The sequence below is a fragment of the Sphingomonas sp. AC522 genome (assembly GCF_979258125.1).
This window is the reverse complement of record NZ_OZ409836.1, coordinates 1,533,911-1,554,221: the sequence shown is the minus strand read 5'-3', so window position 1 is coordinate 1,554,221 and position 20,311 is coordinate 1,533,911. Positions and strand designations below refer to the sequence as shown.

Here is a 20,311-nt window from a genome sequence, read left to right as displayed (position 1 = left end):
GCCGCGGCCCAAGGGCTATGCCAATGGCATCCTCGCCGAGGGCCGCGCCGTCTGGACCGGCGGCGTCGTCGGCTGGGACGAAAACGAGACTTTTCCCGACAAGGACATGGCCGGGCAGTTCCGCCGCGTCCTCCAAAACACCGTCGCGATCATCGCCGAGGGCGGCGCGGGCCCCGAGCATATCGTGCGGATGACCTGGTACGTCACCGACCGGGAGGAATATCTCGATAGCCTCCCCGCCATCGGCGCCGCCTATCGCGAGATCATCGGCAAGAACTTCCCCGCAATGGCCGTGGTGCAGGTCGTCGCGCTGATGGAGGCCGCCGCGAAGATCGAGATCGAAACCACCGCGGTGATCCCCAATGGCTGAGCTCTTCAACCTCGCCGATTATTACGTCTTCTCGAACATAGAAGCCGGCCGCGGGGCTAAGACTGCGATCCTGTTCGAGGACCAGGCGATCACCTATGCCGAGGTCGCGGGCAAGGTCAACGCAGTCGCCGCACGGCTGATCGCGGGCGGGCTGCTCCCCGAGCAGCGCGTATTGCTCTGCATGCAGGACCGGCCCGAATTCGCCTATGCATGGTTTGGGGCGATCAAGGCCGGCGCAGTGGTGACCCAGGTCAATCCGCTGCTGCCAGTGGCGGATTACGAATATTATCTCGACTATGTGAAGCCGCAATTCGCGTTCCTCGATGAAGCGAGCGACAATGCATTCCAAACCGCGCGGGCTGCGTCGCGCTTCAAACCCGAACTGATTGCCGCGGATGACTTGGACGCATGGCTCGCCGAGACTTTGGAAGACCCGGAACCCTGGCCGACCCGCGCCGACGATCCGGCTGTGTGGCTGTTCACCAGTGGTAGCACCGGGCAGAGCAAGGGCGCCGTTCACAGCCATGCGCATTTCCCGTTCAACACCCAAGTCTATGCGAAGGACTTCGTCGGCATCAGCGAGGACGACGTCACGCTCTCCGGCGCGCGGCTCTATTTCGGCTATGCGACCGGCACGAACCTGATGTTCCCCTTTTCGGTCGGCGCGACGACAGTGCTGTTTCGCGAAGCCCCCAGCGCCGAGCGGCTGTTCGCGCTGATCGAACGCCACAAGCCGACCGTGCTCACCGCCGTTCCCACGCTCATCAACAAGATGCTCGAAGGCGCAGGCGATGCCCCGCCCGATCTTTCCAGCATCCGCTTCGCCTGGAGCGCGGGCGAGGCCCTGCCCCGCGACTTGCATGCGCGCTGGGATGCCGCGTTCGGCGTGCCGATCATCGACGGGATCGGCAGCGCCGAGAGCTTTCATATCTATATCAGCAACCGCCCCGGCGATATCCGCCCGGGCAGTCTCGGCAAGCTCGTCCCCGGCTATGAAGCCAAGCTGCTCGACGATGACGGCGCACCGGTGCCCGCGGGCGGCGTCGGTACGCTTCACGTCCGCGGCGACAGCGCGGCGCTCTATTATCACGCCGATTACGCCAAATCGGTCGAGCATTTGCGCGGCGGCTGGATCGTCAGCGGCGACAAGTTCCGGCAGGACGAGCAGGGCTATTGGTATTTCGAAGGCCGGGGCGACGATCTGATCAAGAGCGGCGGCATCTATGTCAGCCCGGTCGAGGTCGAAGCCTGCCTAACCGAGCATCCTGCCGTCGGCGAATGCTGCGTGCTCGGCAAGGCCGATGCCAACGGGCTCGAAAAGCCGATGGCGCTGGTGGTGCCCTCGGGCGAGCACGACCGGCAAGCCCTGGAAGCCGAGCTCATCGCCTTCGCCAAGGCGCGGCTGGCGCGCTACAAGGTGCCGCACGCGATCCTGTTTCGCGAGGACGCGCTGCCGCGCAACGACCGCGACAAGATCGATCGCAAGCGGCTGCGGGGGGAGATTTGATGTACGCCGACCTGCCCTGGACCGAGATCCGCGACGCGCTCGCAGGCGGTGCGCCGGTGGTGGCGATCATGCCACTGGGGGCCGTCGAAGCGCATGGCCCGCATCTGCCGCTCGGCACCGATATGATCATCAGTGACGGCATGGCCAAGCGTGCCGCTGCCGATCTCGAGGCCAGCGGCGTCCGCGCCTTCGTGCTCCCCACGCTCGCTTATGCCCCGGCCGAATATGCCGCCGAGTTCGCGGGCACGATTTCGATCCGCTCGGAAACCGCAAAGGCGCTGCTGGTGGATATCGCCGCCAGCCTCAAGGCGCAGGGCTTTGCCTGTTTGGCGCTTGCCAACAGCCATTTCGACCCCGCCAACGTCGCGATGCTGCGCGCTGCGGTGCCCGAGATCGAAGCGCTGGGACTGCCGGTCGCCTTCCCCGATTTCACGCGGCGCGCGCTGGCGCAAACGCTCACCGAGGAATTCCAGTCGGGCGCGTGCCACGCCGGCCAGTTCGAGACGAGCCTCGTGCTGGCCGACCGCCCGGAAACGGTCCGCGAGGGAGGCAAAGCGCTTGCCGCCAACCCCGCGAGCCTGGTCACTGCCTTCGCGGCGGGCGCCACGACCTTCACCGAAGCCGGGGGCCCGGACGCCTATTTCGGCGACCCAGCCGCCGCGAGCGCGCAGGAAGGCGCGCAGACCTACGCCGCGATGGCCGAAGCGCTGGTCCGCGAAGTGCGCGCGAAGCTCACCTGAGCAAACCCCGCGCACGCTCACATCATTGCGGCACCGCGCCCGCGCCGGGATCGAAGTCAATGGGTGCATCGGACCGCTTGCGGCCGCCCTGGCTGCCGAGGTTATAAGTCACGCCCACGAAGAAAATCTGCCCCGGACCCTTTTGGGTGATGCGGTCGCGGATCGTCGGCGTGTCGATCACAACGCGCTGCTTGGCCGTGTCGAGTACATTCTGCGCGGTCAGGACGAGGCTGAAGCGATCGTTGAACTTGCGGCGATAGCCGAGATTCAACATCCCCCCGGACTCGCGATAGCCCTGGGCGATCAGCTGCTTGCCCGAATAGAAACCGCTGACCTGGAAGAAATCCTTGGGAGTCGGCTGCCAGGTGAAGTTGGCGCGCACCGAGCCGGTCGTGCCCGAACGCCGCGCGAAGATGCCGGCGGCGCGCGGGTCGATCTCGTTCCACAGGAAGCCGCCCGAGATATTATATCCCAGCGTCTTGCCAAGCTTGCCATTGGCGATCGCCTCGACTCCGGCGCGCTTGGCAGCGGCAAGATTGGCGCGCGTCGAGAGGAACACGCCGCCGCCGAGATCGGTGACGACATCGGTCACGCCGCCGCGCGATTGACGATAGAAGCCCGTCAGCGAATAGAAGGTGCCCTTGTCGCGCATCTGCCAGGCCAACTCGAACGAGTCAGTAACCTCGGGGCGCAGATTGGGGTTGCCGCGGCGCTGGTTCAGCGGGTCGATATACAGCGTGTACGGGTTGAGATCCTGCGGCGAGGGGCGCTGGATACGGCGGCTGTAGCTGCTCCGCAATTTCTGCGTGTTGCTCAGCTCGTAGCCGACATGCAGCGTCGGATAGACGCGGAAATAATCGCTGTGCACGGGCGGTCCGGCGGCGGGTTGTGCGATCGTGTTTTCGACCTGCTCGAGGCGGAGCCCCGGTTGCACGTCGAACTTGCCGAGATCGGCCTGATAGGTGCCGTACAGGGCATGGATGGTCTGATCATATTCGAAGACGTTGGTGAGCGCGGCGACCGGCACCAATGCGGCGAAGCTCGTCCCGCGAGCGCCGGTGAAGTTGAAGTCGTTGCGGTTGAGATCGAGCTCATATCCGGCGTTCAGCGACTGCCCCTCGCCCATCGGACGCTTGTAATCGAGCTTGAAGCCATATTCGTCGCGGACGCCGATATTGGTGATGCGCTCATAGCTCGGCGCGGCCGGGCCGCCGAAGGTGGTGACCGCATCGATCTCGCGCTCGAAGCGGCTATTCTCATATTCGAGATCGGCGACGAGCTCGTGCTCGCTCCCGAAATTGCGGCGCCACGAGGCCCGGCCCGAAATGCCGCGATTGCTGATGTCCGCGTCCGAATTGCGGACGTAGGACGAAGCCGCGGTCTGGCCGGCGAACACGTCGCGCTGGTCGATGTCCACATTAGCCTTGCGGAAGCCGAATTCGGTGCTGAGGCGATTTTCTTGTCGATATCATAGTCGATCGCCGCGCGCGCGCTCTTGCCCGATTGGACGATCTCGCGAAGCGTATCCTGGCGCGTCGAAACGAACGTCGAGGTAAGGGGATCGAGGCGCGAGCGCTCCTGGATTCCCTCGGCCTCTCCCTTGAAGCGGCGATAGCCGAGGTCGCCGGTCACCGTCAGGCCCGAGCGCGAATGCGCGCCGTTGAGATTGACCGAGCCGCGGCCATGCTCGCCGATCGTCGCGCGGACGGTGCCCGAAGTGGTGTCCTTGCGCGCCTGCTTGCTGACAAGGTTGATGACTCCGCCCGATCCTTCGGGGCTCATCGCCGCGGAAGGATTGGTGATCACTTCGACGCGCTCGAGCGACCCCGCGGGCATCGCCAGCAATACGTCTCCGCGCGATTCTCCTTTCATCATCGCCGACGGGCGTCCGTCGATCAGGATGGTGACGTTGGAATCGCCGCGCAGGCTCACGCGCCCCTCCAGATCGACTTCCACTCCCGGTACACCGCGCAGCGCGTCGGCCACCGTACCGGTCTGCGCATTGAGATCATTCGCCACGTTGAAGCTCAGCCGATCCGGCGCCGAGCTCACATCGGAGCGGGTGCCGGTAACGACGACATTGTCGCCCGCCTTGGGCGCGGGCGCAGTCTGCGGCGCGGGCTGCGCCGGCGTGCTCTGTGCGTGCGCAAGGCCCGGCGCGAGCAGCGATGCCGCCACTGCGATCGTCGAACTGCGGAGGTGGAATTGATTGAGGTACATTGGTCGTCCCGCCCTTTGAAAACTGACCCTTCCCTGCTGACGCACTCGAAGATGAGCGGCATGAGCGATCGGTGAGGCCTTGATGAAATACGCCTGAAAACGAAATAGTGTAATAGTGTTTTAATGCACCGCCTCACCTGGCTATGGGCGCAAGGGCCCTGCCGCCGGCTGAAGCCCTAGGTCAGCGTTCCCAGTGTCGTCGGATCGCCAGCCCCAGCACGAGAAGCACGCCGCACAGCCAGGCGGAGGCCGCCATCGCCCACCGGCCGAAGTCGGGCAATGAAGTCCACACTAACCAAGATCCGCGATCGGGCTTGCGAATTTCGTGAATCAGGCTCGATGACTCACCCGTCAGCGCAATTTCCAACCCATATTTGCCGTGCAGCAAGGGATCGCTCACCTGTTCGATCATGCGCTCGAATGCTCCGTCAGGCCCGAACGCTACGCCGATGAACATCAGCAGGATTGCAATCACCGCCACACCGGCAAGCCACCGGATCGGATGACGAAGCCCGAGCACTGCTGCGCTGCTTAGCAAATAGAGCAGCAAGGCACCGACGAACGGCAACAGCCAACTCCAATGGGGAGTCGTCCAGGGAACTTGCGCGGCACTGTGGAGATCACTGCCGACCAGGCGGACCACCGAAACGCCGATAGTGCCCCCCGTTGTCGATGCCGCCAGCGCGAGCGCCACCAGTGTCACCAGCATCGCTGCCATCAGCCAGAAGGCGCCCGCGAGAATCTTGGCGAGCGCCGCGGTCTGCCGGCGGACAGGCATCGTCCACAGGAACGCGCCACCGAAGACCGGATCGCCCTTCCACACAGCGAACGGCAGCAATAGCGCTACCAGCAGGGTTGGCAGGAGGATGTCCGGCGTCAGGTCGAGTTGCTCGTTATATCTGAGTCCCATCATCATGGTAAGCAGGCACACCCCTGCCAGTGCTGCCGCCGCAAGGATGGCCTCGCGCCGGAGCGCCAGCGTCATGATGCGCACCTGTTCGGCGAACAGCGCGCGGAAGGACTGGTGGAGCGTTTCAGGCGAATGCATGATTTTTCTCCGAACGGAGCAGGATAGGCACGGCTTCGGCGAGGCTGAGGCGCGATACTTCGCGCACTTCAGCGCCTGCGGCCTGGATCGCGGCGCGGATTTCGGCTTCGTCGCCGCTGGCAACCAGCCTTGCCGCCCTGCCCAGCCCGGCCTCGCTGCGCACGGTAAATGCTTCCAGCGGCGCCGCGGACCAGCCCTCCGGCGCATCGAGGTGATAGCGTTGCAGCCGTTCGAGCAGCCGCTCGGTCGGGGCCTGCGCCACCAGCCTGCCGGCGCGGAGCACGCCGATCTGGTCGATCAGCGTCTCGACTTCGCTGACAAGGTGCGTCGAGAGGATGGCAGTGCAGCTGGTGTCCGCGAAATGGCTGGCGAGGAGCGAAAGCACTTCGTCGCGTGCGAGCGGATCGAGCCCGTCGGTCAATTCGTCGAGCAGCAGCAGCGCCGGACGATGCGCGAGCGCGGCGACGATCTGAACGCGGCGCGCCTGGCCTTTCGATAGCGACCCTAGCCGGCTTTCGAGCCGTACTTCGAGCACGCTCGCCAGATGCGCGGCATATTGCGCGTCCCAGCCGGGATAGAAGCTCGCTTGGTGGGCGAGGAAGCGGCCGACCCGCATCCAGCGATAATTGCTGGCGCCGGTCTCAGGCACATAGCCGGTGCGCGCGCGGATCGCAGGCCCGTTGGTGCGGGTGTCTAGCCCGAGCACCGTGCTGGTGCCGTGATCGGCTGCCTCAAGGTTGAGCAGCGTCCGCAGCAAGGTGCTCTTGCCGGCGCCATTGGTGCCCGCGAGCAGATATACGCCGCCTTCCGGCACCGCGAGATTGATCCCGGCAAGCGCGGTCTCGCGCCCGTAGCGCTTCACCAGCCATTCGGTCTGCACCGCCATCGCCTGCGGTTCGGCGCTATCCATTCTTCGCATCCTTGCTGTTGAGCGCCACGACCAGTTCCTCGATCGCGATGCCGTGCCGCCGCGCATCGCTGGCGGCGCGCTCGGCCACTTCGGCAAGCACGCGTTCACGCTGCACCTGGGGTGTGCGCTGTGCCGCGACGAAGGTGCCCTGGCCGCGGCGCACATAGATGGCCTCCTCGCGCTCGAGCTCGCGATACGCTTGGACGATGGTGTTGTGATTGACGCGAAGGTCAGCCGCGAGCTGGCGGACCGAGGGCAGCGAGTTCGTCGGCACGGAGTTCGCCGGTCACGATCAGCCGGCGCACTTCGTCCATGATCTGGACGTAGATGGGCCTGGCTGCCCGAGGATCGATAATGAGCTGCAACTGTGGTTCCCAACCGCTGTACCGGAACACTAGTACAGCAACAGGGTGAGGTCAAGGGCTGGTCCATCGTCCCTGCGAACGGGTGAGGGATTGCTGTCGTACGCGGGGTTAGCGCTGAGGCGCAGGCTCTACGGGCGCCGCCTCGACCTGCTTGGCCCATTCCTTGTTGATGCCGAGCGCCGCCAGCGTGCAGATCGCGCCCGAGAGCAGATACGCGCCAACCGACCAGAGCCCGAAGCGGCTGGCAAGGAACAGTGCCACCAGCGGCGCGAAGCCCGCGCCCAGCAGCCAGGCCGAATTGGCAACGATGGCGGCACCGGTATAGCGATATTCGCTTGGGAACGATGCGTTCACCGCCCCTGAGGACTGGCCGAAAGCGAGACCAAGCAACACGAATCCGCCGAGCATATAGACTGTCTCGCCGAAGCTCCCCGCGCCCAGCAATTGGGGCGCGAAGCCGCTATAGGCGCCGATCAGCACCGCCGAGACGCCAAGCACCGCGCGACGACCGACGCGATCCGCGATCAGCCCCGAAGCGAGGATGGCGAGCACGCAGACTACTGCGCCGACGATCTCGATCACCAGGAAGCGCACCGGCTCCTCGCTGCTGAACAAGGTCACCCAGGACAGCGGGAACACCGTGACGAGGTGGAATAGCGCGAAGCTGGCAAGCGGGGCGAAAGCGCCGAGCACGATCGTCCGCCACTGGCTAAACAAAGTCGCGAAAGCCGGCGAGGGCTGGAGCTCGCGATTCTCGAATAACTCCTGGAATTCGGGGGTGGCGACCAGGCGCAGCCGCGCGAACAGCGCCACCACGTTGATCGCGAATGCCACGAAGAAGGGATAGCGCCAGCCCCAGGAGAAGAAATCCTGCGGCGAAAGCGTCGAGAGGAAGAAGGCAAACAGCGCGGCCGCGACGATCAGCCCGAGTGGAGCGCCGAGCTGCGGGATCATCGCATACCAGCCGCGGCGCTCATAAGGCGCGTTGAGCGACAATAGCGACGGCAGTCCGTCCCAGGCGCCGCCCAGGGCCACGCCCTGGCCGATGCGCAGCAGGGCGAGCACCCACACCGCAGTGATCCCGATATCGGCATATCCGGGCAGGAAGGCCATCGACATGGTCGACCCGCCGAGCAGGAACAGAGCGATGGTGAGCTTGACGCCACGGCCGTGATGGCGATCGATCCACATGAAGATCAGCGTGCCGAACGGCCGCGCGACGAAGGCAAGCGCAAACAGGGTGAACGAATAGAGCGTGCCGGTAACGGCATCGACGAACGGGAAAAGCAGCGACGGGAAGACCAGCACCGAGGCCAGTGCGAACACGAAGAAATCGAAGAATTCGCTTGTCCGCCCGACGATCACGCCGATGGCGATTTCGCCCGGCGCGACGCGGTGCTCGCGCGCAGTGACGAGACGCGCGTCGCGTTCAAGAGGCGTCGAATTGGACGCGGCGATCGGTGCACTCATGCGTTTCGCTCCGGCAGCCTGGGCTGATGTTATTGCGTTTCAACGCCCCTTGCACCAGAAAAGCGCCGCGGCGGGGATAGGACAAAATGTCCAATGTCGGCGCGGGGGCGCGTCGGGATAGGCGGAGACCATGCGCAAAGACACGCCACTGTCCATTGTACGCCGGATGCTCCCGCTGCTGCCGCTCGCCGCCTTGCTTTCGGCCTGCGACCGCGCCGTGCTCGATCCCGCGGGCGATATCGCCCTCCAGCAGCGCGACATCATCTATATCTCGACGGCACTGATGTTGCTGATCATCGTCCCGGTGATCGCGCTGATTATCGTGTTCGCCTGGCGCTATCGCGCGAGCAACAAGGACGCGACCTATGATCCGAAGTTCGACCATTCGACTTCGCTGGAGCTGGTCATCTGGTCCGCGCCGCTGCTGATCATCATTTGCCTGGGCGCGCTGACCTGGTGGAGCACGCACCTCCTCGATCCGTTTCGCCCGGTGAACCGCATCTCGGCGGGCAAGCCCGTCGATCCCAACGTCAAGCCGCTGGTTGTCCAAGTTGTCTCGCTCGATTGGAAATGGCTGTTCATCTATCCCGAGCAGGGTGTGGCGACGGTCAATGAGCTGGCACTGCCGGTCGATCGCCCGGTGCGCTTCGATCTGACTTCGACCAACATGATGAACACCTTCTACGCGCCGACGCTGGCCGGGATGATCTACACCATGCCGGGTATGCGCTCGACGCTGCACGCAGTGCTCAACCGCCAGGGCAAGTTCGATGGCATGTCCGCAAACTATAGCGGCGCCGGTTTCTCGAGCATGCGCTTCAAGCTGTACGGGGTCGACCAGGCCGGGTTCGACGGCTGGGTTGGCCGCGTAAAGGCCAGCGGCCAGGCGCTCGACACCAATCGCTTCCTCGAGCTCGAAAAGCCGAGCGAGAAGGTGCCGCCGATGTATTTCGCCGCCGCGGACACCAGCCTGTTCGACCGCATCTACAAGCGCTGCGTAAAGCCCGGCACACCCTGCCTGAGCGGAATGCATGGCGGCCGCCATCCAGAACAGGGCAAGCCTGAGGGCGCGCTGATGAAGCAGGGCGAGGAGAAGGGCCGCGGCGAGAGCGTCACACCCAATCCCGGCGCCGCGCCCAGCCCCGCACCGCATTCGCACCAGGAGCGTTAAATGTTCAACGAATCGCTGGCGCGCACGATCTTCGGCCGCCTGACCTTCGAATCCTTCCCGATCCACGAGCCGATTCTGCTCGTGACCTTCGCCGTGGTCGCCCTGCTCGGCCTCGGGCTGGTGGGCGCGGTCACCAAGTTTGGCCTGTGGGGCTGGCTATGGCGCGAGTGGTTCACCACGGTGGACCACAAGAAGATCGGCATCATGTACCTGATCCTGGGCATCATCATGTTGCTCAGGGGCTTTGCCGATGCGCTGATGATGCGGCTCCAGCAGTCGATGGCCTTCGGCGCAAACGAGGGCTATCTGAACGCGCACCATTACGATCAGATCTTCTCGGCGCACGGTACGATCATGATCTTCTTCGTCGCGATCCCGCTGGTCGTGGGGCTCGTCAATTATGTCATGCCGCTCCAGATCGGCGCGCGCGACGTGGCCTTCCCCTATCTCAACAATCTCAGCTTCTGGTTGACCGTCGCGGGCGCGCTGCTGGTGATGATCTCGCTGTTCGTCGGCGAATTCTCGCGCGGCGGCTGGCTCAATTACGTGCCGGTCACCAACCTCCAGAACAGCCCCGATACCGGGCCCGATTATTATCTATGGGCGCTACAGATAGCCGGGGTCGGCACGACCTTGTCGGCGATCAACATGGTCGTGACGATCATCAAGATGCGTGCGCCGGGCATGGGCATGATGAAGATGCCGATCTTCTGCTGGACCGCGCTTTGCAGCAACGTCCTTGCGATCGCGATCTTCCCGGTGCTCACCGGCGCGCTCGCGCTGCTGATGCTCGATCGCTACGCCGGCACCAATTTCTTCACCAATGATCTCGGCGGCAATCCGATGATGTATTGGAACCTGGTGTGGATCTGGGGCCACCCGGAAGTGTACGTCCTGATCCTGCCCGTCTTCGGCATCTATTCCGAGATCACTTCGACCTTCACCGGCAAGCGCCTCTTCGGCTATTCGTCCATGGTCTATGCCACGGTCGTCATCACGATCCTGAGCTATCTCGTCTGGCTCCACCACTTCTTCACGATGGGATCGGGCGCGAGCGTCAATTCCTTCTTCGGCATCGCCACGATGGTCATCTCGATCCCGACCGGCGCAAAGATCTTCAACTGGTTGTTCACGATGTACCGCGGCCGCATCCGCTTCGAGCTGCCGATGATGTGGGTGATCGCCTTCATGATCACCTTCGTGGTCGGCGGGATGACCGGCGTGCTGCTCGCCGTGCCGCCTGCCGATTTCGTGCTCCACAATTCGCTGTTCCTGGTTGCCCACTTCCACAACGTGATCATCGGTGGCGTCGTGTTCGGGCTGTTTGCCGGCATGATCTACTGGTTCCCCAAGGCTTTCGGCTGGAAGCTCGACGAATGGTGGGGCCGGGTCGGCTTCTGGGGCTGGGTGATCGGATACTGGGTCGCATGGACGCCGATTTACGTGGTCGGGCTGATGGGCACCACGCGCCGCGTGCGCCACTTCGAGGATCCCAGCCTGCAGATCTGGTTCGTGATCGCGATGATCGGCGCCGTCATCATCTTGGTCGGTATCCTCGGCTTCGTGATGAGCATTGTCATGGGCTATGTCCGCCGCAAGGATCATCTCGACCTGACCGGCGATCCCTGGGACGGCCGTACGCTCGAATGGGCGACCTCGTCGCCGCCGCCTAACTATAATTTCGCCTTCACGCCGCAGGTCCACGATCTCGATGCGTGGTACGATATGAAGGACCGCAGCGCAGAGCGCCCGACCAGCGGCTACCGGGCGATTCACATGCCGCGCAACACCGGCGCGGGAGTGATCCTCTCCGGTCTGGCGCTGGTCCTCGGCTTCGGCATGGTCTGGTATATGTGGTGGCTCGCAGCACTCGCCGCGATCGGGCTGTTCGTCGTCGCAATCGGCCACACCTTCAATTACAATCGCGACTATTTCATCCCTGCGGAAGAAGTCGCCGCCCTAGAGGACGCGCGCACCAAGCTGCTCGCGGCTGGAGCCTGATCATGGCCGCACAAGCATTGGAAGAAGCGCCCGTCTTCTACGTGGAGGAAGAGGAGCATCACGAGCCCGGCGGCGCGACGATGCTCGGCTTCTGGATCTATCTGATGAGCGACGCGCTGATCTTCGCGACGCTGTTTGCCACTTATGGCGTGTTGAGCGGAAGCTTTGCCGGCGGACCCGAGCCGCGCGAGATCTTCGCGCTGCCGATCGTCGCGCTCAACACCGCGATCCTGCTGGTCTCGTCGATCACCTATGGCTTCGCGATGATCGCGATGCAGGAGGGCAAGCTCAACGGCGTGCGCTTCTGGCTGGTGGTCACCGGCCTGCTCGGCGCGGCCTTCGTCGGGGTCGAGCTCTATGAGTTCAGCGAGCTGATCCACGAAGGCGCGACGCCGCAGACCAGCGCCTATCTCTCCGCCTTCTTCACCTTGGTCGCCACCCACGGGCTGCACGTCACCTTCGGGATCATCTGGTTGGTGGTGATGCTCTTCCAGCTCGGCCAGCGCGGGCTCCACCCCGACAACCAACGCCGGCTGATGTGCCTCAGCATGTTCTGGCACTTCCTCGACATCGTCTGGATCGGTGTCTTCACCTTCGTCTACCTGCTCGGAGTCCTGCGATGAGCGACGCTGTCCATCACGGCGAACCCCATGCCCACGGCTCGCGCCGTACCTATCTGATCGGCTTCCTCCTGTCGGTGGTGCTCACTGCGATCCCGTTCTGGCTGGTGATGACCGGGCCGCTCACCGCACAGGTCACCGCGGCGGTGATCGTCGCCTTCGCGGTGGTCCAGATCCTGGTCCACACCATATGCTTCCTCCACGTCAACACCAGTTCGGAGGGCGGGTGGACATTGCTGGCCTATGCCTTCACCGCGGTGATCGTGCTGATCGTGATCGCGGGGTCCTTGTGGATCATGTACCATCTGGATGCGAACATGATGCCGATGGCCGAAATGGGGGCGCCATCCTGAAGCGCCGCCTGCTGCTGGCGTTGACGCTGGTCCTCGCCGCGGGTTTCGCCGCTTTGGGGGTGTGGCAGGTCGATCGGCTGGGCTGGAAGCGCGACCTGATCGCGCGCGTCGATGCGCGGGTTCACGCGCCGCCGGTCCCCCTGCCGATGCATGCCGATCCGCGCGCCGAGGAATATCGGCGCGTGCAGGCGAGCGGGGTTTTCGACCATGCGCACGAGACCTTCGTACAGGCGCTGACTGCGCGCGGCGCCGGCTTCTGGGTGCTGGCGCCGCTGCGCACCTCCGCGGGCATTGTCCTGATCAATCGCGGCTTCGTGCCTCCCGAGAAGCGCGCGCCCGAAACCCGCGCAAGCTATCAGAGGGAAGGCCCGGTGACCGTCACAGGCCTGCTCCGCGTCAGCGAACCCGGAGGCGGTTTCCTCCGCGCCAACGCCCCCGCTCAGAATCGATGGTATTCGCGCGACGTCGAAGCGATTGCCCGCGCGCGCAGCCTTGGCCCGGTCGCACCCTTCTTCATTGATGCCGAAGCAGCCGGGGACTATCCGATCGGCGGGCTTACCGTCGTGCGCTTTCCCAACAGCCATCTGATCTACGCCATCACCTGGTTCGGCCTAGCCGCACTGAGCCTCGCCGGCACGATCCTGCTCCTGCGCAAGCCGGGGCGCAGCTGATGGACACCCCCCTCCTCGCCCTCACCCGCAGGCGCGCCGGCGCGCCAAGCGGCCCCTCCGCCGAGAGCGCCGCCGCGCAGAACATGCGCCAGCTCATCCAGCTGCGCTGGATCGCCGTCGCCGGACAGACACTCGCGATCCTCGCAGTCCATTTCGGGCTGGGCGTGCCGCTGCCGCTCGTCGAGATGCTCGGGGTCGCCTTCACGCTCGCCGCGGCCAACCTGTTCGCCACCCTCGCTTTGCCCCGCCACCGCGTCCAGCGCGGCGAAGTCGTGATCGCCTTGCTGGTCGATATGGCTGCGCTCACGCTCCAGCTCTATTTCAGCGGCGGCGCGACCAATCCATTCGTGTCGCTATATCTGCTCCAGGTCGTGCTCGGCGCGATCCTGTTGCCGCCCACTGCCGCCGCACTCCTCGCTGCGGCAAGCGCGCTCAGCTACGCACTGCTCAGCGTGCGGTATTTGCCGCTAGTATTCCCCGCGGGCCTCATCGCCGAGACTGCGCACCTCTTCGCCATCGGCCGCTGGATCGCCTTCATCATGGTCGCCGGGCTGCTGGTGCTGTTCATCACCCGGATCAGCCGAAATTTGCGCGCGCGCGACACCCACCTCGCCGACATGCGCCAGCACGCAGCCGAGGAGGAAGGCATCGTCCGGATGGGCCTGTTCGCATCGGGCGCGGCGCATGAGCTCGGCACGCCGCTCGGCACGCTCTCGGTGATCCTCGCCGACTGGCGCCGCATCCCCGAGATCGCCGACGATCCCGAGCTGGCCGCCGAGGTGCAGGAGATGCAGGCCGAGGTGCAGCGCTGCAAGGCAATCGTCTCGGATATCCTCCACTCGGCGGGACAGCCTCGCGGCGAGGAAATGGCGAGCATGCCCGCGGCTGCATTCCTCGACACGGTCGCCGAGGAATGGCAGCCGACCCATCCGCATCTGGCTTTCGACTATGACGGCTCCGGCGCCGGCACCGCGGTGATCGCAGTCGATCCCGCGCTGCGCCAGGCGATCTGGAATTTGCTCGACAACGCCGCCGAAGCATCACCCGCCGGCATCGGCCTCAGCGCGGCAATCGAGGACGGCATGCTCGCCATTGCGGTGCGCGACAGCGGACCCGGCTTCGCCCCCGAAGCGCTCGGCCGCGTCGGGCAGATCTACCAGTCGACCAAGGGCGCCGGCCATGGCCTCGGCCTGTTCCTGGCGGTGAACGTCGCGCGCAGGCTCGGTGGCCGGCTGGAAGCCCGCAACCGCGAATTGGGCGGCGCCGAGGTGCGGATCCTGCTTCCACTGGCCAAAGCGGAGCGCTGAGATGGACGAACCCAGCCTGATCATCGTCGAGGATGACGCGACTTTCGCCCGCACGCTCCAGCGCTCGTTCGAACGACGCGGATACAGCGTCCGCGTTGCCGCCAGCCCCGCCGAACTCGACACCCTGCTGGAGAAGGGCACGCCCGATCGTGCGGTCGTCGATCTCAAGCTCGGCACGGCATCGGGCCTCCCCTGCGTGGCGAAGCTCCACGCGCACGATCCGGCCATGCTGATCGTCGTACTTACCGGCTATGCCAGCATCGCCACAGCGGTCGAGGCGATCAAGCTCGGCGCGTCGCACTATCTGGTGAAGCCCTCCAATACCGACGATATCGAAGCCGCATTCGGCAAGGCGCCGGGCAATCCCGACGTGCCGCTCGGCCACCGCCCCTCCTCGCTCAAGACGCATGAGTGGGAAATGATCAACGAAACGCTGGCCGCGACCGACTTCAACATCTCGGAAACCGCGCGCCGGCTTGGCATGCATCGGCGGACGCTTGCACGAAAGCTCGAGAAGCGCCCGGTCAAATAGCGTCAGGGAATAGGGCACCGAAGCCCATCCCCTTGACCGCGCCCGCCCGGCGGCCATGCTGCAGGCTAGCGAGAGAGGCGGATGCAGCACGAAAAGGTCGCAAAGGCATGGGCAATGGTCGCGGGCGCACTGCTCCTGTGCGTCCAGCCCTGCTCGGTCGTGGCGCAGACCGCGAACGCGCAGCAGGACGCGCGCTTTGCGGGCGCCTTTGCCGAAGTGGACGGCTGGATCGCGCAAAAGGCCTTTCCGGGCGCAGTGCTCGCAGTGGGGCAACATGGCCGGCTGGTCGCGCTCAAATCCTTCGGCCGGCTCGATGTGTCGGAAGGAGCGCCGCGCATGCCGGTAGACGCGATCTTCGACTTGGCCTCGCTCACCAAGGTCATAGCCACCACCACTGCCGCCGCAATCCTCTACGACCGCCACAAGCTCGATCTCGACGCGCCGGTCGCCCGCTATCTTCCCGAATTCGCGGGGGCCGGGCATGAAGGCATCACAATCCGCCACCTCCTCACCCACAGCTCGGGCCTCAAGCCCTCGGGCGTCCTCTGGCAGCATGCCCATGATCGGCAGGGCATCCTCCAGCAGATCTACACCATGCCGGTCGGCACTCCGCCGGGCACCGCCGCCAAATATCAGGACATCAACATCATCCTGCTCGGCGAAATCGTCGCACGCGTCTCGAAGCAGCCACTCGACCGCTTCGTCGAGCGCGAGATATTCGGCCCGCTCGGCATGCGCGACACCGGCTTCAATCCCCGCCTTTCGCCGCGCATCGCCCCCACCGAGCAGGACGACAATCTCCGCCACGCGCTGGTCCGCGGTGTCGTCCATGACGAGAACGCCTATCTGATGGGCGGTGTCGCCGGACATGCCGGATTGTTCTCGACCGCGAGCGACCTCGCCAGGCTGGCGCAACTCTATCTGGGTGGCGGCGCCTATCGCGGCAAGCGCCTACTACGCGCCAGCACCGTCGCGCTGTTCCGCTCGCCTCAGGGTATGCCCGCAGGCAGCACCCGCGCTTTGGGCTGGGACATGCCCGCACCTTCTGGCTGGGCTGGCTCGCACGCCTCGCCGCGCGCGATCATCCATACCGGCTTCACCGGCACCTCGATCTATATCGATCCGGACCGCGACGCTTTCGTCATCCTGCTCACCAATCGCGTGAACCCGACGCGCGAAAATCTGCTGATCAACCAGGCCCGGCCTGCCGTCCACAATGCAGTGCTGGCGGCGCTCGATGGAGAGACGAAGCAATGATCCGGTTCCTCCTCTTGGTGCTGGCCCTCTTCGCCGCCCTTCCCGCCTCCGCCCAGGTCCGCACCGGGATCGATGTGCTCCAGGATCAGAGCTTCAAGCCGCTGCGCGAAATCGCGGCACGCCATGGCGGGCGGCTGCGGCTAGGAATCCTCGCTAATCCGATCAGCGTGGACGGCAATGGCCGCCGCACTATCGATGTGCTGCGCGAAGCCGCGATCCCCGGCGTCGAAGTGATCAAGCTGTTCAGCGGCGAGCACGGCATCAATGCTCTCACCGACGACATGGACATCGACGACAAGATCGACAGCAAGAGCGGCCTGCCGATCCACAGCCTCTATGGCCGCACCGACGCCGACAAGCGCCCCAGCGCAGCGCAGCTTGCGGACGTGGACGCCGTGGTGATCGACCTGCAGGACGCGGGCGTGCGCTACTGGACCTTCCAGACGCTGACCAAATATTTCCTCCGGGCCGCCGCTGCGAACAACGTTGAAGTAATCATCCTCGATCGGCCGAATCCGCTCGGCGGCATGGCGGTCCAGGGCCCGGTCTCGACCCCCGGCCGCGAAGATTACACCAACCCGCATTCCGAACCGATGCGCCCGGGCATGACGCTGGGCGAACTGGCGACCATGTTCAATGCCGAGGACCGGATCGGCTCACGGCTTACCGTGATCCGCATGACAGGGTGGAAACGCACCGACTGGTATGACGCGACCGGGCTGCTGTGGATCAATCCCTCACCCAATCTGCGCAGCCTGACCCAGGCCACCGCTTATGCCGGCACGGCTTTGCTCGAAGGCACCAATATCAACATCAAGGGGCCCGCCGAGGCGCCCTTCCTCCGCTTCGGCGCGCCATGGATCAAGGGGCGGCAACTGGCCGGACACCTTAATGCCCGGCGCATCGCGGGCGTGAGGTTCCTGCCGGTCACCTATGTCGCCGCCAGCGACAAGCTTTATCCCTTTGCCGGCCAGCGGATCGAGGGCGTCGAAGTGATCATCCATGATCGGGCCAAGCTCGACGCGCCCGCCTTGGGCGTGGAGGCAGTAGCCGCACTCTGGAAGCTTTATGGCGAGACCTTCCAGATCGAAAAGGTCGATCGCCTGCTCCGCAACCGCGCGGTGCTCGACCGTATCAAGGCCGGCGACGATCCGCGCGCGATCGCTGCAGGCTGGCAGGCCGAGCTCAAACGCTTCAAAGCCCGCCGCGCGCGCTATCTGCTTTACTAGGGGACCGGCGATGTACCTGCCCTTCAGCACCACCGATTGGGTGGTGATCCTCCTCTATCTCGGTCTGCTCGCCGCAGGTGCGTGGCTGTTCACCCCCAAGCATACGGGCACCTCGAAGGAGTATTTCCTCGCGGGCGGCAACGTGCCGGTCTGGCTCGCCGCGATTTCGGTGCTTTCCGCCACCCAATCCGCCGCCACCTTCCTCGGCGGACCGGACTTCGGTTATCACGGCGACTTCACTTATCTCGGCACCAATCTGGGCGGGCTGCTCGGCGCGATCGTCGTCGCGCATGTGCTGATCCCGCGTTTCTATGCCGCGCGAGTGACCACGGTGTACGAGTTGCTGGCGCTCCGCTTCGGCACGCGCGCTACAAAATGGACCGGCGGCATGTTCCTGTTCGGCCGCGTGCTTGCCGGCGGCGCGCGCATCTACCTTGCGGCGATCGCGGTGGCGATGGTGATGGCATCCACGGTCAGCGCGCAGGGCATCTTCATTGCCGCAGCCCTCCTCGTCGCCGCGGCATTCCTGTCCACCTTTGTCGGCGGACTCAAATCGGTCTTGTGGATCGATCTGGTGCAATTCGTCATCATGGTCGGATCGGCGATCACGGTGCTGATCTTCCTCCGCCTTTCTATCCCCGCCTCCAATGCCGAGATCCTCTCCGGGCTGGCGAATGCGCCGGGCGAGATCGACAAATTACGGCTGTTCGATTTCACGACCGATCTCTCCAAGCCCTTCTCGCTGCTCGCGATCGTGACCGGCATCGCCCTGCTCTACATCGCGTCGTCCGGGCTCGATCAGGACACCACCCAGCGGCTGCTCGCCTGCAAGGACGCCAAGACCGGCGCGCGCAGCCTCTATGTCTCGGTCATCGCCACGGTGCCGGTGGTGAGCATCTTCATCAGCATCGGGCTGCTGCTCCACGTCTTCTACGATCGCCCCGAGCTGATGGGCGGCGCCACGGCGAGCGCGGGTAAGGCGTTCGATGGCGAGAAGATCAGCATCTTCATGCACTATATCCTGACCCAGCTGCCGCCGGGGCTGCGCGGGCTGGTCACCGCCGGGATCATGGCCGCGGCGGTCGCGACCACCAATTCGGCGCTCAATGCGATGAGCTCGGTGCTGATCGAGGATTTCTACCGCCCCTGGCGCGAGAAGCGCGGATCGGCGCCCGAACATCATTATGTTCAGGCGGGACGCGCCGGCATGGGGGTGATCGGGGTCGCGATGCTGATCGTCGCCGTCCTGTCCTTCTATTGGCAGCATTATGCCAAGATGGGCCTGCTCGAATTTGCGCTCAGCGTGATGGTCTTCGCCTATGCCGGACTGCTCGGCGTGTATCTGACTGCGATTTTCACGCCCCGCGGCACCAGCGGATCGGTGATCGCCTCGCTGATCGCCGGCTTCGTGACCGTGCTGCTGCTCCAGCCCGCGATCGCGACGATGATCGGCCTGCCCGAGGCGTTCCGCCACCTCGCCTTCCCGTTCCAGCTCTGCATCGGCACGGCCATCGCCTTCGTCGTGGCGGCCGCACCGCGGGGCCGGCAGGGCGCAGCCTAGCCGTCGTCCGTTTCCGGCAGATCCGCCCCGATCGGGATCAGCGCCTGCGCCGGCACGCCAAACATGGCGGTCCGCGCGCGGATGACGTGGCGCAGATACGGCGCCTGCATGCCCATGAACCGCCGCGGCGTGGTCCCCAAAAACTCGTCGGCATCGCGCAGGAAGTGCGACACATCGAAATAGCTGTGCGCGCGCAGGCTGTAATCCGCCTCGCCCCCGGCGGCATACATGCGCAGCAGCGAGCGCAGGAAGCGCGCGCGCCGCAGCAGCCGCTTGGGCGGGAAGCCGAAATAGCGCAGCGACAGCGTCCGCAACTGCTGCGGCGTCAGCTCGACCCGCTCGGCAATCTCCGTGAGCCCATCCACGGTCTCATCGACGATCAGCGCCATGATGCGTGCGATCATCGGCTCATCGGGATTGGGCACGCCCAGATTTTCCAGGAAGAACGCGTCGAGCACGCCCTTCACTTCCGGACCCTTGTCGGATGCCGCTAGCGTATCGAACAGGCGTTGGCCGAAATCGCCGGGTATCGCCTCCGCAACCGGCACGATCCGGTCGCAATATTGCTGCGCGGGCTTGCGCATCAGCCGCGCCCAGCCCAGCGCCGTGAGGCTCATCCCCACCGTCGCCCCGCCGAACACTTCGAAGCGTGAGGCGCGGCTGGTCGGGCCGTAGAGTGCGGCCACCGGCACGGGCGTGAACGCGCGCGGACCCATCCACACATTGTAGGGCCGATCGCCGAAATAGAAGCGTAGATTGGCCGATCCGGGCATGGACCATTCGATCGCGCCAATCACCCCCGGCCCTTCGGAGTCGTGGACGTAATATTCGCTGACGAAATCGGCGACGCGCGGATCGGGCCGCTCCAGGCGCAAGCCCGAGCCCGGCGGGCCTTCGAAGACCTCCGGAGGAATGCCGGGCGTGTGGGTGCCGCTCTCGATCAACGGGTGAGTTCTCGATCAGGATTGGGCATCGGCAA

The 20,311-nt window shown here is 65.0% G+C and carries 18 protein-coding genes and 2 pseudogenes; 13 read left to right on the top strand and 7 right to left on the bottom strand.

The window, feature by feature from the left end; genetic code table 11:
* Positions 1 to 25: 25 nt before the first annotated feature.
* The 3 genes and pseudogenes from ACZZZM_RS07550 to ACZZZM_RS07540 form a co-directional block, all read left to right on the top strand.
* Positions 26 to 370, top strand: a pseudogene (locus tag ACZZZM_RS07550) (RidA family protein); the annotation flags it as partial.
* Complete coding sequence (locus tag ACZZZM_RS07545) at positions 363 to 1,877, top strand: benzoate-CoA ligase family protein (protein WP_463594491.1); 1,515 nt, start codon at positions 363 to 365, stop codon at positions 1,875 to 1,877. The pseudogene ACZZZM_RS07550 and the gene ACZZZM_RS07545, both read left to right, overlap by 8 nt.
* Positions 1,877 to 2,617 carry a creatininase family protein gene (locus tag ACZZZM_RS07540; RefSeq protein WP_463594490.1) on the top strand — a complete coding sequence of 247 codons (741 nt, stop codon included), beginning with the start codon at positions 1,877 to 1,879 and terminating at the stop codon, positions 2,615 to 2,617. The genes ACZZZM_RS07545 and ACZZZM_RS07540 overlap by 1 nt, the downstream gene beginning before the upstream one ends.
* A gap of 22 nt (positions 2,618 to 2,639) precedes the next feature.
* On the opposite strand, the gene ACZZZM_RS07535 is transcribed toward ACZZZM_RS07540, so the two are convergent.
* The 6 genes and pseudogenes from ACZZZM_RS07535 to ACZZZM_RS07510 form a co-directional block, all read right to left on the bottom strand.
* A complete protein-coding gene (locus tag ACZZZM_RS07535) occupies positions 2,640 to 4,034 on the bottom strand; it encodes an outer membrane beta-barrel family protein (protein WP_463594489.1) in 1,395 nt (464 codons plus the stop codon).
* A gap of 353 nt (positions 4,035 to 4,387) precedes the next feature.
* Positions 4,388 to 4,837 (bottom strand): annotated as a pseudogene (locus ACZZZM_RS07530) (TonB-dependent receptor plug domain-containing protein); the annotation flags it as partial.
* Positions 4,838 to 5,018: 181 nt separating this feature from the next.
* Entirely contained in the window at positions 5,019 to 5,885 is an 867-nt protein-coding gene (locus tag ACZZZM_RS07525; protein WP_463594488.1) for a hypothetical protein, read from the bottom strand.
* A complete protein-coding gene (locus ACZZZM_RS07520) occupies positions 5,872 to 6,795 on the bottom strand; it encodes an ABC transporter ATP-binding protein (RefSeq protein ID WP_463594487.1) in 924 nt (307 codons plus the stop codon). The genes ACZZZM_RS07525 and ACZZZM_RS07520 overlap by 14 nt, the downstream gene beginning before the upstream one ends.
* A complete protein-coding gene (locus ACZZZM_RS07515) occupies positions 6,788 to 7,069 on the bottom strand; it encodes a GntR family transcriptional regulator (protein WP_463594486.1) in 282 nt (93 codons plus the stop codon). Before ACZZZM_RS07515 ends, ACZZZM_RS07520 begins: the two co-directional genes overlap by 8 nt.
* Positions 7,070 to 7,268: 199 nt before the next feature.
* A complete protein-coding gene (locus ACZZZM_RS07510) occupies positions 7,269 to 8,630 on the bottom strand; it encodes an MFS transporter (protein WP_463594485.1) in 1,362 nt (453 codons plus the stop codon).
* 130 nt (positions 8,631 to 8,760) lie between these two features.
* Here ACZZZM_RS07510 and cyoA point away from each other — a divergent pair, with 130 nt between their 5' ends.
* The 10 genes from cyoA (at position 8,761) to ACZZZM_RS07460 (ending at position 19,332) form a co-directional block, all read left to right on the top strand.
* On the top strand, positions 8,761 to 9,801 hold the full coding sequence (cyoA, locus tag ACZZZM_RS07505) for a ubiquinol oxidase subunit II (protein ID WP_463594484.1): 1,041 nt from the start codon (positions 8,761 to 8,763) through the stop codon (positions 9,799 to 9,801).
* Positions 9,802 to 11,802 (top strand): cytochrome o ubiquinol oxidase subunit I, encoded by a 2,001-nt coding sequence (gene cyoB / locus ACZZZM_RS07500; RefSeq protein WP_463594483.1) that lies wholly within the window; start codon positions 9,802 to 9,804, stop codon positions 11,800 to 11,802. It begins immediately after the preceding gene.
* 2 nt (positions 11,803 to 11,804) lie between these two features.
* Complete coding sequence (gene cyoC, locus ACZZZM_RS07495; RefSeq protein WP_463594482.1) at positions 11,805 to 12,425, top strand: cytochrome o ubiquinol oxidase subunit III; 621 nt, start codon at positions 11,805 to 11,807, stop codon at positions 12,423 to 12,425.
* Positions 12,422 to 12,775 carry a cytochrome o ubiquinol oxidase subunit IV gene (cyoD, locus tag ACZZZM_RS07490; protein WP_463594481.1) on the top strand — a complete coding sequence of 118 codons (354 nt, stop codon included), beginning with the start codon at positions 12,422 to 12,424 and terminating at the stop codon, positions 12,773 to 12,775. Before cyoC ends, cyoD begins: the two co-directional genes overlap by 4 nt.
* 11 nt (positions 12,776 to 12,786) lie before the next feature.
* On the top strand, positions 12,787 to 13,446 hold the full coding sequence (locus ACZZZM_RS07485; RefSeq protein WP_463596404.1) for an SURF1 family protein: 660 nt from the start codon (positions 12,787 to 12,789) through the stop codon (positions 13,444 to 13,446).
* Positions 13,446 to 14,753 carry an ATP-binding protein gene (locus tag ACZZZM_RS07480; protein WP_463594480.1) on the top strand — a complete coding sequence of 436 codons (1,308 nt, stop codon included), beginning with the start codon at positions 13,446 to 13,448 and terminating at the stop codon, positions 14,751 to 14,753. Before ACZZZM_RS07485 ends, ACZZZM_RS07480 begins: the two co-directional genes overlap by 1 nt.
* A 1-nt stretch (position 14,754) precedes the next feature.
* Positions 14,755 to 15,285 carry a response regulator transcription factor gene (locus tag ACZZZM_RS07475; protein WP_463594479.1) on the top strand — a complete coding sequence of 177 codons (531 nt, stop codon included), beginning with the start codon at positions 14,755 to 14,757 and terminating at the stop codon, positions 15,283 to 15,285.
* A gap of 81 nt (positions 15,286 to 15,366) precedes the next feature.
* Positions 15,367 to 16,542, top strand: coding sequence for a serine hydrolase domain-containing protein (locus ACZZZM_RS07470; protein WP_463594478.1), 1,176 nt, complete (start codon positions 15,367 to 15,369; stop codon positions 16,540 to 16,542).
* Complete coding sequence (locus ACZZZM_RS07465; protein WP_463594477.1) at positions 16,539 to 17,771, top strand: exo-beta-N-acetylmuramidase NamZ family protein; 1,233 nt, start codon at positions 16,539 to 16,541, stop codon at positions 17,769 to 17,771. Before ACZZZM_RS07470 ends, ACZZZM_RS07465 begins: the two co-directional genes overlap by 4 nt.
* A 10-nt stretch (positions 17,772 to 17,781) precedes the next feature.
* Entirely contained in the window at positions 17,782 to 19,332 is a 1,551-nt protein-coding gene (locus ACZZZM_RS07460) for a sodium:solute symporter family transporter (RefSeq protein WP_463594476.1), read from the top strand.
* On the opposite strand, the gene ACZZZM_RS07455 is transcribed toward ACZZZM_RS07460, so the two are convergent.
* Positions 19,329 to 20,276, bottom strand: a complete 948-nt coding sequence (locus tag ACZZZM_RS07455) for a hypothetical protein (protein ID WP_463594475.1) — start codon at positions 20,274 to 20,276, stop codon at positions 19,329 to 19,331. The two genes, ACZZZM_RS07460 and ACZZZM_RS07455, sit on opposite strands and share 4 nt — an antisense overlap.
* Positions 20,277 to 20,311 lie beyond the last annotated feature (35 nt).